Annotated in this window: 13 protein-coding genes; 8 read left to right on the top strand and 5 right to left on the bottom strand. The window is 75.4% G+C overall.

Going from position 1 to position 14,896, the window contains the following annotated elements:
- Nucleotides 1-212 precede the first annotated feature (212 nt).
- Entirely contained in the window at nucleotides 213-1,304 is a 1,092-nt protein-coding gene (locus tag ABZ449_RS03225; protein WP_360339279.1) for a PP2C family protein-serine/threonine phosphatase, read from the top strand.
- A gap of 177 nt (nucleotides 1,305-1,481) precedes the next feature.
- A complete protein-coding gene (locus ABZ449_RS03220) occupies nucleotides 1,482-1,871 on the top strand; it encodes a DUF3224 domain-containing protein (RefSeq protein ID WP_360339276.1) in 390 nt (129 codons plus the stop codon).
- Nucleotides 1,872-1,919: 48 nt separating this feature from the next.
- Here the strand turns inward: ABZ449_RS03220 and ABZ449_RS03215 are convergent, their stop codons facing one another.
- Nucleotides 1,920-2,759 (bottom strand): poly-gamma-glutamate hydrolase family protein, encoded by an 840-nt coding sequence (locus ABZ449_RS03215; RefSeq protein ID WP_360339273.1) that lies wholly within the window; start codon nucleotides 2,757-2,759, stop codon nucleotides 1,920-1,922.
- 183 nt (nucleotides 2,760-2,942) lie between these two features.
- On the opposite strand from ABZ449_RS03215, the gene ABZ449_RS03210 reads away from it, so the two are divergent.
- Nucleotides 2,943-3,941, top strand: coding sequence for a DUF5995 family protein (locus tag ABZ449_RS03210; protein WP_360339270.1), 999 nt, complete (start codon nucleotides 2,943-2,945; stop codon nucleotides 3,939-3,941).
- Here ABZ449_RS03210 and ABZ449_RS03205 read toward each other — a convergent pair.
- Complete coding sequence (locus tag ABZ449_RS03205) at nucleotides 3,902-5,341, bottom strand: GuaB1 family IMP dehydrogenase-related protein (protein ID WP_360339267.1); 1,440 nt, start codon at nucleotides 5,339-5,341, stop codon at nucleotides 3,902-3,904. The genes ABZ449_RS03210 and ABZ449_RS03205 overlap by 40 nt on opposite strands.
- 434 nt (nucleotides 5,342-5,775) lie before the next feature.
- On the opposite strand from ABZ449_RS03205, the gene ABZ449_RS03200 reads away from it, so the two are divergent.
- From ABZ449_RS03200 to ABZ449_RS03190, 3 genes are all read left to right on the top strand, one after another.
- Entirely contained in the window at nucleotides 5,776-7,194 is a 1,419-nt protein-coding gene (locus ABZ449_RS03200; RefSeq protein WP_360339474.1) for an SDR family NAD(P)-dependent oxidoreductase, read from the top strand.
- Nucleotides 7,195-7,215: 21 nt separating this feature from the next.
- Nucleotides 7,216-7,677, top strand: coding sequence for an NUDIX domain-containing protein (locus ABZ449_RS03195; protein ID WP_360339264.1), 462 nt, complete (start codon nucleotides 7,216-7,218; stop codon nucleotides 7,675-7,677).
- A gap of 418 nt (nucleotides 7,678-8,095) precedes the next feature.
- A complete protein-coding gene (locus ABZ449_RS03190; protein WP_360339261.1) occupies nucleotides 8,096-8,758 on the top strand; it encodes a hypothetical protein in 663 nt (220 codons plus the stop codon).
- A gap of 62 nt (nucleotides 8,759-8,820) precedes the next feature.
- Here the strand turns inward: ABZ449_RS03190 and ABZ449_RS03185 are convergent, their stop codons facing one another.
- The 3 genes from ABZ449_RS03185 to ABZ449_RS03175 all read right to left on the bottom strand — a co-directional run bounded on the left by ABZ449_RS03185 (nucleotide 8,821) and on the right by ABZ449_RS03175 (nucleotide 11,023).
- Nucleotides 8,821-9,258: a hypothetical protein gene (locus tag ABZ449_RS03185; RefSeq protein WP_360339258.1), complete on the bottom strand. Its 438-nt coding sequence runs from the start codon at nucleotides 9,256-9,258 to the stop codon at nucleotides 8,821-8,823.
- 91 nt (nucleotides 9,259-9,349) lie between these two features.
- Nucleotides 9,350-10,027, bottom strand: coding sequence for a YoaK family protein (locus ABZ449_RS03180; protein WP_360339255.1), 678 nt, complete (start codon nucleotides 10,025-10,027; stop codon nucleotides 9,350-9,352).
- A 69-nt stretch (nucleotides 10,028-10,096) separates the two neighbouring features.
- On the bottom strand, nucleotides 10,097-11,023 hold the full coding sequence (locus ABZ449_RS03175) for an MgtC/SapB family protein (protein ID WP_360339252.1): 927 nt from the start codon (nucleotides 11,021-11,023) through the stop codon (nucleotides 10,097-10,099).
- Nucleotides 11,024-11,347: 324 nt separating this feature from the next.
- Here ABZ449_RS03175 and ABZ449_RS03170 point away from each other — a divergent pair, with 324 nt between their 5' ends.
- A complete protein-coding gene (locus ABZ449_RS03170) occupies nucleotides 11,348-12,118 on the top strand; it encodes an ABC transporter ATP-binding protein (protein WP_360339249.1) in 771 nt (256 codons plus the stop codon).
- Nucleotides 12,115-14,871, top strand: coding sequence for an FtsX-like permease family protein (locus ABZ449_RS03165; RefSeq protein ID WP_360339246.1), 2,757 nt, complete (start codon nucleotides 12,115-12,117; stop codon nucleotides 14,869-14,871). Before ABZ449_RS03170 ends, ABZ449_RS03165 begins: the two co-directional genes overlap by 4 nt.
- Nucleotides 14,872-14,896 lie beyond the last annotated feature (25 nt).

Here is a 14,896-nt window from a genome sequence, read left to right as displayed (position 1 = left end):
CTGACCCGGGTCCGGGCGGGGAGAGTGGACCGGAGGCCCTCGCTCCGCCGGGGGCCTCCGACCGTGTGCCGGTCGGCCGACGGGCGGGCCGGCTTCCGGCCCACCGGCCGGACCAGCCCCGAGACCGAACCGCCGGACCGACCGAACCGCCGGACCGACTCGCCGGACCGACCGACCGAACCGCCGGACCCGCCGGCACCACTGGAGGACGCGTGACCGCCGACGGCCCGGACGGGGTGCCGCCGCTGCACCTGCCGAGGCGGACCCGGCTGCTGCTCTACGGCGCGCTCCTGCTGCTGGTCGCCGCCGTGGTGACCGCACTGGCCATCGGGCCGGGAACCACCCTGGCCCCGCTGCTCGCGGTGGCCCCGGTGCTGGCCGGCGCGACCACCCGGCGGGCCAGGGTGCCACTGCTGGTCGGCGCGGCGGCGCTGCTGACCGTCGGGATGCTGGAGTCGACCAACGAGCGGCTGCCGCTCTCGGTCCGGATCAGCGTGCCGGTCACCGTCCTGGCCTCCACGCTGGCCAGTGCCACCAGCGTCGTCCTGGTGGCGGCCCGCGAGCGGGAGCTGTTCCAGGTCCGGACGGTGGCCGAGGCCGCGCAGCGGGCCCTGCTGCGCCCGCCGCCGGAGCGGATCGGACCGTTGCGCCTGGCGGTGCGGTACGTGGCGGCGGCCGCCGAGGCCCGGATCGGCGGGGACCTGTACGCCGTGGTGGAGACCAGTTTCGGGGTGCGCATCCTGCTCGGGGACGTCCAGGGGCACGGACTGCCGGCGGTGGAGACGGCGGCGGACGTCCTCGGCGTGTTCCGGGAGGCCGCACGGACCGAGCCCGATCCCGGCCGGCTCGCCGAGCGGCTGGACGCGGCGCTCGCCGCCCGGCCGTCGGACGACGGGCGGTTCGCCACCGCGCTGCTGCTCGACGTGGCGCCGGACCGGGGACCGGTGCGACTGGTGAACTGCGGCCATCCGCACCCGCTGCTGCGCCGGGCGGGCCGGGTGAGCGAACTGGAGCCCCCGTTCCCGGCGCCGCCGCTGGGCCTGCTCGGGCTCACCGGCGGCGGGTACGCGGACCGGCGGTTCGACCCGGAGCCGGGCGACGTCCTGCTCCTGCACACCGACGGGGTGTCGGAGGCCCGGGACGCCGGGGGCGGGTTCTACCCGATCGCCGAGCGGCTGCCCGGCCTGCACGGCGGTTCCCCGGCGGACCTGCTGGACGCCGTGCTGGCGGACGTCGGCGACTGGGTCGGGGACGCCGGGCTGGCCGACGACGCGGCGGTGCTGGCGATCCGCTGGGAGCCGTGACCGGGCCGCACCGGTGGCTCCGCCCGGCGGCTCCGCGCGTCGCCTCCGGGAGGCGGCTAGGAAAAGCGGCTACGGGAAGCGGCCGGACGCGATTGTCAGTGCCGTGTGCAAGGCTCGGTTCGCGGTCGGCGGGGAGCCGGCCGCCCGAGGGCCGACGGTCTACGAGGGGACGGCGCCATGGGGAGCAGGGCAAGCGGGTCGTTCGAACTCACCGCGTTCGAGCCGGTGGAGACGGAGGAGCGGGAGGGCGCTGCCTTCGGGCGGGTCCGGATCGCCAAGACCTTCACGGGCGGGCTGAGCGGCACGAGCGAGGTGCGGATGCTCTCCGTCGCGGGCCCCTCCGGCGGCCCGGCCTCGTACGTCGCGGTGGAGCACGTGACGGGTCAGCTGGACGGGCGCGCGGGCTCGTTCGTGCTCCAGCACGCGGCCTGGGACACCACCGGCACGACGATACGCGTGGTGCCGGGCACGGGCACGGGCGGGCTGGCCGGGATCACCGGGGAGTTCCGGCTGACCGTCGACGAGTCCGGCACCCACGTCTACGTCCTGGAGTACGAGCTGGGCTGACGCCGGCCGCGGCACGCGCGGCCGGCCGCCCGACCGGCCGGAGAACGGTCAGAGAACGGTCTGCCCGGCCTCCAGCCGCTTGATCGCCGTCCGGACGGCGGTCGCGTAGCTCCAGAACAGCGGCAGGGTGTTGGTCGCCCGCTCGGCACGGGTGTTCTTGCCGGGGGCGAACATCGCGGTCCGCAGCTCGGTGGTCATCTCCAGCTGGGCGCCCATGCCGAGCAGGCTGCGGTTGCAGATGTTCTCCGTCGAGATGCCCGCGATCTCCTCCTCGCCGGAGGCGGTCACGGCCCGGATGCCCTCCGCCGCGAACTCCTCCATCAGGTACTGGCGGAAGGTGGAGTTCAGGCCGCCGACCAGCACGGCCTGGGCGCCGGCTTCCAGGCCGGCCTGGGCGGCGGTGCAACCGTGCAGCGACACCACGTTGAGGCTGCCGGCGCACATCGCACGGGCCACGCCGTCGTCGCAGTGGGTCGAGGTGACGTGCAGCTCGCCGTTGTAGGAGGAGCGCAGGCCCTCGAACATCCAGAAGTCGTGCGTCGGCCCGGCGGCCGGGGTCGGGGTGAGGTCGGCCGGGTGGTAGCCGGCGATGGCCAGGCACAGTTCGGAGGTGCCGACCTCGATGCCGCCGCCGTGCGGGGCGATGATCGTGGTCCGGACTAACGGCCCGCGGCTCTGCAGGCTCTGGTCGTCGATCAGGTGCCGGCGGTAGCGGCGGCCGTAGTCCACGCCCTCGACCACGGTCGAGCTGGCGTAGAGGGCCGTGTTGGAGGGGAACAGGTCGCCGGCGGCGCTCGCGGGGGTGCTTCCCACGACGGCGCCGAGGGTGCCGAGGGCCGGGGCCGCGGCCAGCGCGGTGATGAGGGTTCGTCGGTTGATCACGGTCACGGATCATGGCAGGAGGCGGGGTGTCGGAAAAGACTTGGCAACGCCTTGGCCGGATCATGCCACGGGTGGGGACAGCCTGATCGTGTGACACCGGCTCGACGGACACGTGCTGCGTCCACCGGGCTCCCGCCCACGCTGCCACGATGATGCGATCAGTGGACGATCGACATCGGAGGGTGGCACATGCCCGACACGGCGGTGGATCGTACGACGGCGGTGACCGCGGAGGCGGCCCCGGACAGGGCCGGGATCGAGCGGGTGGTCCGGCGGCTGCGGCGGATCGGGGCGGGGCTGCCCCCGGCCGACGGGGTGGCGGTCTTCAACCGGCTCTACCTCACCGTGACGGAGGCCGTCCGCGACCGGCTGGGCCGCGGGTGCTTCGCCGACCCGCGGGCGGTGGCCGAGCTGGACGTGGTGTTCGCCGGGCACTACCTGCGGGCCGTGGCGGCCGACGAGGCCGGGCAGGAGCCGCCCGCCTCCTGGCGGCCGCTGTTCGCGCTGCGGGCCCACCCGGGCGTGCTCCCGCTGCAGTTCGCACTGGCCGGGATGAACGCCCACATCCAGCACGACCTGCCGCTGGCCGTCGTGGACACCTGCCGCCGCCGGGGCTGCGAGCCGGCCGTCCTGGAGGAGGACTACCACCGGATCAACCGGGTGCTGGCCGAGGAGGAGGCGGCCGTCCGGGAGCAGCTGATGCCCGGGCCCGACCTGCTGGAGCTCGCCGAGCCGCTCACCCACCTGCTCGGCGTCTGGTCGGTCGCGGCCGCCCGGGAGGGCGCCTGGAACGCCGCCGAGGCGCTGTGGGAGCTGCGCCACCTGCCGGACGCGGCCCGGGCGTTCACCACCGCGCTGGACGCTTCGGTCGGGCTGCTCGGCCGCGCGCTGCTGCTCCCGCTCGGAGCTCTGCTCCCACCCGGGCCGGACGGCACGCCGGACGACGGGCCCGCCGCTCCCCGGGGGAGCCGCTCGGAGGACCAGGCGGCTCGCCGGGCGGCGGACCGCCCCGGAACCGGGCGGCGCGCCCCCGTGACGGCCGCGGCCGCCCGGCTCCCCGAAGCGAGGAGCCGGGCGGCCGGCGGTACGGTCACGGCGGGCGCGGCAGGCCTGACGGGTGCGGCAGGCGCGACGGGCGCCGGCGGCGATCAGGCCCAGCTGGAGTGCAGCGGCTTGCCCTCGGCGTAGCCGGCGGCGCTCTGGATGCCCACGATCGCCTTCTCGTGGAACTCCTCCAGGCTGGCGGCGCCCGCGTAGGTGCAGGAGCTGCGGACGCCCGCGATGATCGAGTCGATCAGGTCCTCGACGCCCGGGCGGGCCGGGTCGAGGAACATCCGGGAGTGCGAGATGCCCTCCTCGAACAGCGCCTTGCGGGCCCGGTCGTACGAGGAGTCCTGGGCGGTGCGGTTGCTCACCGCACGGGCCGAGGCCATGCCGAAGCTCTCCTTGTACTGGCGGCCGTCGGCGGCGGTCTGGAGGTCGCCCGGGGACTCGTAGGTCCCGGCGAACCAGGAGCCGATCATCACGTTGGAGGCACCGGCGGCCAGCGCCATCGCGACGTCGCGCGGGTGGCGCACGCCGCCGTCCGCCCAGACGTGCTTGCCGAGCCGGCGCGCCTCGGCGGCGCACTCCAGGACGGCGGAGAACTGCGGCCGGCCGACGCCGGTCATCATCCGGGTGGTGCACATGGCGCCGGGGCCGACGCCGACCTTGAGGATGTCGGCGCCCGCCTCGACCAGGTCGCGGACACCGACGGCGGAGACCACGTTGCCGGCCACGATCGGGACCTTCGGGTCCAGGCCGCGCACCGCGCGCAGCGCGCTGATCATGGACTCCTGGTGGCCGTGCGCCGTGTCGACGACCAGCACGTCGGCGCCGGCCTCGAGGAGCGCCGCGGCCTTGCCGGCGACGTCGCCGTTGATGCCGACGGTGGCGGCGATCCGCAGCCGGCCCGCCGCGTCCACGGCCGGGGTGTACAGGGTGGCGCGCAGCGCGCCCTTGCGGGTGAGGATGCCGACCAGCCGGCCCTCGCCGTCCACGACCGGGGCGAGCTTGCGGTGCGCCTCGGTGAGCTTGTCGAAGGCGGTCCGCGGGTCGATGCCCTCGTCCAGCACCAGCAGCTCGCGGGACATGACGTCGGCCAGGCTGGTGAAGCGGTCCACGCCCTGGCAGTCGGAGTCGGTGACCACGCCGACCGGCCTGCCGTCCTCGACCACCACGACGGCGCCGTGGGCGCGCTTGGGCAGCAGCGAGATCGCCTCGGCCACCGTGGCGCCCGGGGCGAGGGTGATCGGGGTGTCGAAGACCAGGTGGCGCTGCTTGACCCAGGAGACGACCTCGGCGATGACCTCGGTGGGGATGTCCTGCGGGATGGCGACCAGGCCGCCGCGGCGGGCGACGGTCTCGGCCATCCGGCGGCCGGCGATGGCGGTCATGTTGGCCACGACCAGCGGGATGGTGGTGCCGGTGCCGTCGTTCGAGGAGAGGTCGACACCCTGCCGGGAGCCCACGGCGGAACGGCTGGGGACCATGAAGACGTCGTCGTACGTCAGGTCGTACGAGGGCTTGAGGTCGTTCAGGAAGCGCATGAAGAAGGGCTCTCTGGCTGGGGGGATACACCTCGGGTGCGGTTGCGGCCATGCCGCCGGAGCGCACTCGGGCGCCCGGCACCCAGCATTCGATTCTCCGTGAGGCCGGGGGCAAAAGCCAGTTCGAAGAGCATTGCTGGGGCTGTGCACAAAGCGTGATCAATACTCCGCGCGTAGACATGGAGGATCATCCAAAGACCCCCTCCGACGTCCGGTTTTCGCCCCGGTCCGGACCGCTCCCGTAGCATTCACGCGGTAACGGGCATGGCTTCACGCGTGTGGGCGTGGCGAACGGGAAAGCGGCAGCAGGCGTGAGCATCGGGCAGACGGACATAGAGCAGGCGGACTCCGGGCGGACGGACACCGCGCGGGAGCCGGTCACCGGGGAGACCGAGGAGGAGGTCGACTACGGTCCCGGCCTCGACCCCGAGCGGCTGAAGCTCTGCCTGGAGGTGCTCGCCGAGCTCGACGAGCTGCACGTGGACCACCCGGACGCGATCACCGTCCGCCAGGCCGTCGGCGGCGTGTTCCGCACCCTCAAGCAGCGCCGCCGTCAGGAGACCCGGGCCCGCAAGACCGCCAACGACCGCGCGGTCACCGCCCGCACCGCCACCGGTGCGCCGAGCCGGATCGACGACGAGACGGCCGGCGCCTTCGGCCTGACCACCGTCACCACCACCGAGATCGCCGGCATCCTGGAGCGCCCGCGCTCCTGCTACACCTGCAAGCAGCGGTACGTCGAGGTCGACGCGTTCTACCACAATCTCTGCCAGAACTGCGCGGTCAAGAACCGCGCCCACCGGGACGCCCGCGCCGACCTCACCGGCAAGCGCGCCCTGCTCACCGGCGGCCGCGCCAAGATCGGGATGTACATCGCGCTGATGCTGCTGCGCGACGGCGCCCACACCACCATCACCACCCGCTTCCCCAACGACGCGATCCGCCGCTTCAAGGCGATGCCGGACAGCGCCGAGTGGATCCACCGCCTCAAGATCGTCGGCATCGACCTGCGCGACCCGGCCCAGGTGATGGCGCTGGCCGACGAGGTCGCCGCCGACGGCCCGCTCGACATCCTGATCAACAACGCCGCGCAGACCGTGCGCCGCCCGCCGGAGTCCTACCGCGAGCTGGTGAACGCCGAGTCCGCGCCGCTGCCGGCCGGCGAGCTGCCGCAGGCCACCACGATCGGCCGCTTCGGCAGCGGCGGCGTCGCCCTGCCCGAGCTCCCCCACCAGGCGGGCGGCGGGGATCAGCGGATCGCCGCCGAGGACGTCACCTCGCTGGCCCTGGTCACCGGCTCCGCCACGCCCGCCCGGATCGCGGCCGGCACCGCGATCGACGCCGGCGGCCTGGTGCCCGACCTCGCGGACACCAACAGCTGGGTGCAGACCGTCTCGGAGGTGGGCCCGGTCGAGCTGCTGGAGGTCCAGCTCTGCAACTCCACCGCACCGTTCATCCTGATCAGCCGGCTGCGCCCGGCGATGGCCGCCTCGAAGTCCCGCCGCAAGTACGTGGTCAACGTCTCCGCGATGGAGGGCGTGTTCTCGCGCGGCTACAAGGGCGCCGGCCATCCGCACACCAACATGGCCAAGGCCGCGCTCAACATGCTCACCCGCACCAGCGCGCAGGAGATGTACCAGTCCGACGGCATCCTGATGACCGCCGTCGACACCGGCTGGATCACCGACGAGCGGCCGCACCCGGACAAGATGCGGCTCGCCGACGAGGGCTTCCACGCCCCGCTCGACCTGGTCGACGGCGCGGCGCGGGTGTACGACCCGATCGTGCGCGGCGAGGCCGGCGAGGACCTGTACGGCTGCTTCCTCAAGGACTACGAGCGCGCCAACTGGTAACCAGCCGAAGGAGATGGCGAGTTGAGCACAGCACCGATCGCACCGCTGCTCGGCGCCGGGATCATCGTGCCCACCGGGGACGGCCGGGTGCTGATCGGCCGCCGGATCACCGCCGGTGAGCCGCCCACCTGGAGCCTGCCCGGCGGCAAGGTCGACCTCGGCGAGTCCTTCGAGCGGACCGCGGCCCGCGAACTCGCCGAGGAGACCGGCATCGTGCTGCCCGCCGAGGAGATGCGGGTGCTCGCCGTCCACCTCGACCACGAACTCGGCCGACCCCGGCTGACCGCCGCCGTGCTGGCGCCGCCCAGCCTGGCCGAGGCCGTGGTCACCGAGCCGCACGCCTGCGCCGGCTGGGAGCGCTTCCCGGTGGACGCGCTGCCGGAGCCGATGTTCTACCCGTCCGCGCTGGTCCTCGGCAGCTGGCTGCCGGGGCTGGACGTGGTCCGGGCCGACGGGACGCACGGCTACCCCGTCGCCCGCTGAGGACGCGCCCGGCGGGCCCGACGTCCGGGCAACAGGCGGCCCTGAGCCGGGACCTCGTCAGCTCCGGCCCTGAGCCGGGACCTCGTCAGCTCGCCTCCGGGGAACGGGCGGAGCACGGGCAGGCTCCGGACACGGCGCGGCAGGGGGTGACCCCACGACCACCCCCTGCCCCGTACCTCGACCCGGCGCCCCCACGGCCGAACCGGGCCCACGGCCGCGCCCAAGCACCGGGAGGGCGCCGCCGCTCTCCAGCTTGCCCGCGCCGCCCGCCGGACGCCGAGGGTCGAACGTCCCGGCTGCGGGGCCGAGAGGCTCTGGCGTTCCTCCGGACGCGCACGAGTCTTGTGCGCGAGGGGTCGTCGGGTGGACATTGGGGCGGAAAGGCCGTGCGTCACCGCGCCCCTGAGGAGCCCTCACCGTGTCCAGCACTCCCCGTCGGGCCCGGCCCGCGTCGCTCCCCCGACGCGTCGGCCGACAGCTGCGGCGGGCCCTCGGTGCCCGGCAGGAGCCGCTCGTCCGCCCCCTCGACCGCTCCCGGGCCCGCGCCTGGCTGTCCGCCGCGCTCGGCGCGGTGCTCGCCCTCGCCCTGTCCGCGGGCGGCTCCCTGCTCCTCTACCGCTCCACCGAACACCAGGCCGCGGCCGACCGCGGACGGCTGCAGCGGGTCGACGCCGTGGTCCGCGACCTCCCGGACCGCGCCGCCGCCACCTCCGCGCGCAGCCGCTTCTCCGGCGGCTACGGCAACCGGATCGACGTCGCCGCCGCCTGGACCGCCCCCGACGGCACCCAGCGCGCCGGCACCGTCCAGGCCCCGCACTCCGCCGTCACCGGCAGCCACGTCCCCGTCTGGGTCGACCCGGCCGGCGCCGTCTCCGGCCCCCCGGCCGACCGCGTGGCCCTCGCGGTCTCCGCCGGCTGCACCGGCACCGGGGCCCTCCTCGCCGTCCTGGCCCTGCTGGCGCTCGCCCTCCGCCTGCGCCTCCACACCCTCGACCGCCGCGCCGAGACCGCCTGGAGCACCGACTGGGCCCGCCTCGAACCCGGCTGGAGCGGCCGCGCCGGCCACTGCCGCGAGGACTGACGGGGGCTGACGAGGACTGGCCGACCGGCCTCGGGCCGCGCCCCGGCCCGTGCCCCGGCCCGTCAGTCGCCGGTGACGCCCCAGAAGTAGAGGCCGTCAGGAGCGCCGTCCGGCCCGTAGGTGACCGTGCAGCAGCCCGAGCCCCGGAAGGAGGGCGGGAAGTCGATGTCGCCCGCGCCCTTCTCCTCGGCGGCGCGGACGGTGTCGAGCGACGGCCGCTCGGTGCCGAACAGCTCCACGACCTCGGCCCCCTCCACCACCCGGACGTCGCCGTGGTCCTCCTCGTCGACGGCGCGGTGGACCACGGTGACCACGTCGAGCACGGAGTGCGCGCCGCCCTCCTCGTCGAGACACCCGGAGTCCATGAGCTCCGCGAGCGAGGCGAACCCCTCCTGCCGGTAGTACTCGTCCTCCGTGAAGACCCTCTCCCGCAGGACCTCCAGGGCAGCCTGGAGGTCCTCCCGGTACGGAATCGCGTACGACCAGGCGCTCGCACCCATCCGACTCCCCCGTCCTTCCCGACGGTCCGCAGACCACGGACCCGCCGGGACCCTAGCGCACCGGCGGGACAGCCGCTCCTTCGCCGCCCGGTCAGCGGGGGCTCGTCCAGGCGGGGGCCGGGGTGGATCCGGCGGCGCGGTGGGTGAGGGCGGCGACGGCGAGGAGGAGGGCGAGAGGCAGGGCGAGGGCGACGGGGACGCTCGCGTGGAGGACCAGGAGGGCGCCGACCAGGGCGCCGGCGAACATCCAGACGGCGGAGGCGAGACGGCGGGGGCCGGTGCGGTCGGCGGCCAGGGCGGTGATGGTCATGGTGAGCACGGTGGTGGTGAGGTCGGGGACCTTCAGTGCGCGGACCACCGCGTTCTGGCCGCCCATGGCGAAGCCGAGCAGCCCGATCAGGGTGTAGCGGGCCGGGTCGGCGGTGTGGCCGGCCACCGCCGCCAGCACGGTGGCCACCGCGACCAGCGCCGACTGGACGGTGACGGCGGTGGTCAGCAGGTGTCCGCGGTGGCCGGGCAGGCGCCGGGCGAGGTGCCCGCCGGCCAGGGCACCGAGCAGGAAGGCGGCGAGGGCGGCCAGCGAGGCGGTGGCGGACAGGTTGGCCGCGCCGGCCAGGGCGAAGCCGAGGAAGACCACGTTGCCGGTCATGTTGGCGACGAAGACGTGGCCGAGTTCGAGGTAGCTGACCGCGTCGACCACTCCGGTGACCACGGTGAGCACCAGCAGCATCGGCACCAGCGGCCCGTGTTCGGGATCGGGGGTCGGCATCGGTCCTCCAGTCGGTCCGGGCGGGAATCGGGTGGATCGGGGCCGTGGCGGGCCTTCGGCTCCACGGGCTCAGGCGAGCGCCGGGCTGCCGGGGTCCTCCGGTTCGTCCTCCAGGTGCCAGTGCAGATCGCGCACGCCCGGCTCCAACGACAGCCGGGTGACGACGTGTTCGAGCGCCGGCGTCACCGATCCGGCGATCGCGACGGTGGCCCGCAGGCTGGTGGCGTCCCCGCTGTCGGTGCGGCGGGCGCGCAGACCGGTCGGGGCGAGCCCGGAGGCGGCGAGGGCCTGGAGCAGCAGGGCCCGGATGTGGGTCTCGGACTTGCGGTCGCACTCCAGGTGGACGGTGGCGCGGCTGGTGGAGTCCGGGTCGCTGCCGGACTGCGGGGCCCGGTCGAGCAGCCGGCCGGCCGGGCGCAGCACCAGGTGGACGGCGAGCACGGCGAGCGTGCCGAGGACGGCGAACTGCAGTTGGCCGGCGGCGGCCAGCACCCCGACGGCGGCCGAACACCACAGCGTGGCCGCGGTGTTGAGGCCGCGCACGCCGGCGCCGTCGCGCAGGATGACGCCACCGCCGAGGAAGCCGATGCCGGAGACGACGTACGAGGCGACCCTGGTGGGGCTGCCGGAGTCGCCGACGGCCTCGCTGTACAGCACGAACAGGGTGGCGCCGGCGGCGACCAGGGCATTGGTGCGCAGGCCGGCCATCCGGGCCCGCCACTGGCGTTCGACGCCGATCAGCGCACCGCAGGCGACGCCCGTGGCGAGCCGGATCAGGAAGTCGGCGGTGGTCAGGGTGTGCACGACGGCACCTCCTTCACGGGAGGAGGGTACGGACGGGTGGCGGGCCTGCGCCCACCGACCGTCCGCGTGGGCGGGCGGTGACGTGCGGCCGGCACGGCCGACGGTTCGGCGCGCGGCCTCGACGACCTCGATGATGGCCATCGCCCGCGCGGCCGGCGGGTAGGCGCGCAGGGCGGCCGCGCCGACCTCCACGGGCCGCCGCGCCCGGACCTGACCGCGCGTCGGGCGACGAGCTCCGCGACGCGACTCGGCACGGCCCGACACGGCCCCGGACCAGCGGAGTCACGCCCCCCGGACCCCGAAGCCGTGAACCCCGGCCCCCGAACCCGCGAGCCGTCCCGAGCATAGACCGGCCCCGAACGATCCGCGCCGGGTTCCGCCCACATCCTCGACAGCTTTGTAGAAGTTTGACCGAACCTCACCGCCCCCATCCGGGAACCATCCCGCCTTGCCTCACGTCCTCCGGCATATATAGTTCACCGACATATGCAGTTGAGCAGCTCACGAGGGGGAAGTGTGTCCCACACCGATCCGACCCGGCCCGCACCCGTCCTGCGCCTGGCCGACGTCACCCGGGTGCACGGGCGGGGCGCCGCCGAGGTGCACGCCCTGCGCGGCATCGACCTGGCCGTCCACCCGGGCGAGTTCGTCGCCGTCATGGGCCCGTCCGGCTCCGGGAAGTCGACCCTGCTGACCCTGGCCGGCGGGCTGGACCAGCCCAGCGACGGCGAGGTGCTGGTGGAGGGGGTCGCGCTCGGCGGCCTCGGCCGCGGCAAGCTCGCCGACCTGCGGCGGCGCTCGATCGGGTACGTCTTCCAGGACTACAACCTGATCCCGGCCCTGACCGCCGCCGAGAACATCGCCCTGCCGCGCGAACTCGACGGCGTCCCGGGGCGCCGGGCCCGCCGGGAGGCGCTCGCCGCGCTGGAGGAGCTGGGCATCGGGGAACTCGCCGATCGCTTCCCGGACGACATGTCCGGCGGCCAGCAGCAGCGCGTCGCGATCGCCCGGGCACTGATCGGCGAGCGCCGGCTGGTGCTCGCCGACGAGCCGACCGGCGCCCTGGACTCGGCCACCGGCGAGGCGGTGCTCGCCGTCCTGCGCGCCCGCTGCGACGCCGGCGCGGCCGCGATGATGGTCACCCACGAAGCGGCCCACGCCAGTTGGGCGGACCGGGTGGTCCACCTTCGGGACGGTGCGGTCGCCTCGGAGACCCCCGGCCGCCGCTCCTCCGCCCGGCTCGCCGCGGCGCACCCGGCCGGCACGCTCGGTGAGGTGACGCGGTGAGGCTCGGAGCCTGGCGGGTCGCCCTGCGCATCGCCCGCCGCGACGCACTGCGGGCCAAGGGCCGCAGCGCGCTGATCGCCGCCATGATCGCGCTGCCCGTGCTCGGCGTCACCGGCGCCGACGTGGTCCACCGCAGCGGGCAGCTGACGCCGGCCGAACGGGTCGAGCGGGTGGTGGGCGGCGCGGACGCCCTGGTCACCTCGCTCGCCCCCGGTCAGCCGGTCGAGCAGGCCCCGATCGCCGAGGACGGCGCCTTCTCCGTCCAGCCCCGCCCCGGGGAGCAGCCGACGGCCGAACAGCAGAAGGGCGCGAGCACCGACCCGGCCGCCCTGGTCGCCTCGCTGCTGCCGCCCGGCACCGTGCTCACCCCGGCCCGGCCCGGCCCGGAGGCCGGCGCGACCTCGCCCGAGGGCCTGGTCCGCACCCTCACCACCGAGGCCGACCTCGGCGACCCGGTCTGGCGCGGACGGCTCGACCTGGTCGAGGGCCGCGCCCCGAGCGCCCCGCACGAAGTGGCCGTCACCCGGGCCTTCCTGGACCGTTCCGGGCTCGAACCCGGCGCCACCACCACCGTCCAGGGCCTGGAGGGCACCGGCTACACCATCACCGGCGTCGTGGAGCACCCGGGCGAGCTGGGCCGGGTCGAACTCGTGGCCAGGCCCGGCGAGTTGGTCGAACCGCTGAACACCGCGCTGAGCAGCGCACCGGCCGCCGGCCGGCCCACCGCGGAGCAGCCCTCGGCCACCCGGTCCGCCTGGCTGGTCCGGCTGCCGTCCGGGGCGAGCCTGGGCTGGGCCGAGGTCCAGCGGTTCAACGCCCACGGATACACCCTGACCGCGCGCTCGGTGGCACTCGCCCCGCCGCCGGAGCAGGCCGTCCCCTACTACCGCGACGCGTACCGCTCCGGCGACCGGACGGCCGCCGGCAACACCAGGATCGTCGTCGCCACCGTCACCGGCATGGCACTGCTGGAGGTCGCCCTGCTCGCCGGGCCCGCCTTCGCGGTCGGCGCCCGCCGCTCGCGCCGCCAACTCGCCCTGCTCGGCGCGGCGGGCGGCAGCCGTGCCCACGTCGGCGCGGTGGTGCTGGGCGGCGGCGTGGTCCTCGGCGCGGCCGGTGCGGTGGTCGGCGTGGTGCTCGGCACCGCCGTGGTCGCCGTGCTGCGGCCGTGGATCGAGCGGATCGGCGGGGCGCGCTTCGGCCACTTCGCCGTACCGCCGCTGGACCTGCTGGCGATCGCCGGGATCGGCCTGGTCACCGCGCTGCTCGCGGCCGCGCTGCCCGCGCTGCAGGCCGCCCGCCGCAGCGTCACCGCCGGGCTGACCGGCCGGGACACCGTCCGTGGGCCCAGCCGGCTGGTCACCGTGTGCGGCGTCGTACTGCTCGCCCTCGGCGCCGTGCTCGCGATGTACGGCGCGGCCGCGGTCGAGCGCGACCAGCCGGGCGTCGGCGGCTACGACCTCCGTACCCTGACCGTGCTCGGCGGCTCGGTGACCGCCGAACTCGGCCTGCTGCTCTGCACCCCGATGCTGATCGCGCTGATCGGCCGGACCGCCGGCCGGCTTCCCCTCGGGCCCCGGCTCGCGCTGCGCGACTCCGCCCGGCACCGCTCGCGCACCGCTCCGGCGGTGGCCGCGGTGATGGCCGCGGTGGCCGGCGCCGTCGCCATCGGCGTCTACACCACCAGCACCGACGCCGAGAACCGGCGCGACTACCGGCCGCAGGCCCCGTACGGCGCCGTCCAGCTGATCAGTCACACCGAGGGGCCCCGACTCGCCGAGGAGCGCGCCGAGTTGGAACGGCAGCTGTCCGGGCTCGGCCCGCGCGGCGATCTCGGCGAGGTGCTGTACCGCTTCTGCGACAACTGCTCCAGCACCGTCCAGCTCAAGGGCCCGGAGGGGATCCGGCGCACCGCCTACGCCCCGCCGCACCTGGCCGCCGGGGACGCCACCGTGCTGCACAACCTCTTCGACATCCACGACCAGGGCGCCGAACAGTCCCTGGCCGCCGGCAAGTTGCTGGTCTTCGACCGGTCCCTGGTGGGCGCCGACGGCCGGGCCGTGCTGATGCTGCGCGGCGGGGGCGGCGCCCCGCTGCAGCCGGGCGAGGTGCCCAAGCCCGACCTCCAGGAGGTGCCGGTCGAGGCGGTGCTGGTCGACAGTCCGGCCGCCGCCGGCTTCGCCCAGGGCCTGGTGCTGCCCTCCGCGCTGCCCCGGCTCGGCCTCTCCGCCCGGCCGACCGGGTCGGTCTGGCTGCCCGCCACCCCGCCCGACCGCAAGGCGCAGCAGCGGGCCGAGGCGGCCGCCGTCCGGCTCGACCGCTTCGCCCAGCTGACCGTGGAGCGCGGCTACCAGCCGAAGAGCGACGCGCTCACCCTGGCGCTCACCGGCTTCGCCGGGCTGGTCGTGCTCGGCGCGGCCGGGATCGCCACCGGGCTGGCGGCCGCCGACTCCCGGCAGGACCAGGCCACCCTGGCCGCCGTCGGCGCTCCGCCGCGGATCCGGCGGAGCATGGCGGGCCTCCAGTGCACGCTGATCGCGCTGCTGGGCGCCCTGCTCGGGGCGGTCAACGGGTTCGTGCCGGCGGTGGGGCTGCTGAAGTCCCGGGCCAGCGGGTTCGGGGCCCCGCCGGCGCTGATCACCGCGCCCTGGGGCGAGCTGCTGCTGATCGTGCTGGCGCTGCCGGTGCTGGCGGGGCTGCTCGCGGCGCTGTTCACCCGCTCCCGCATCCCGCTCGGGCGGCGGCTGTCCTGAGCACCGGCGGCCGCCTACGGTGACC

It is taken from the genome of Kitasatospora sp. NPDC005856 (assembly GCF_040629945.1).
Classification (GTDB): Bacteria; Actinomycetota; Actinomycetes; order Streptomycetales; family Streptomycetaceae; genus Kitasatospora.
The sequence above is the reverse complement of the archived record's forward strand: the minus strand, read 5'-3'. Positions and strand labels throughout refer to the sequence as shown.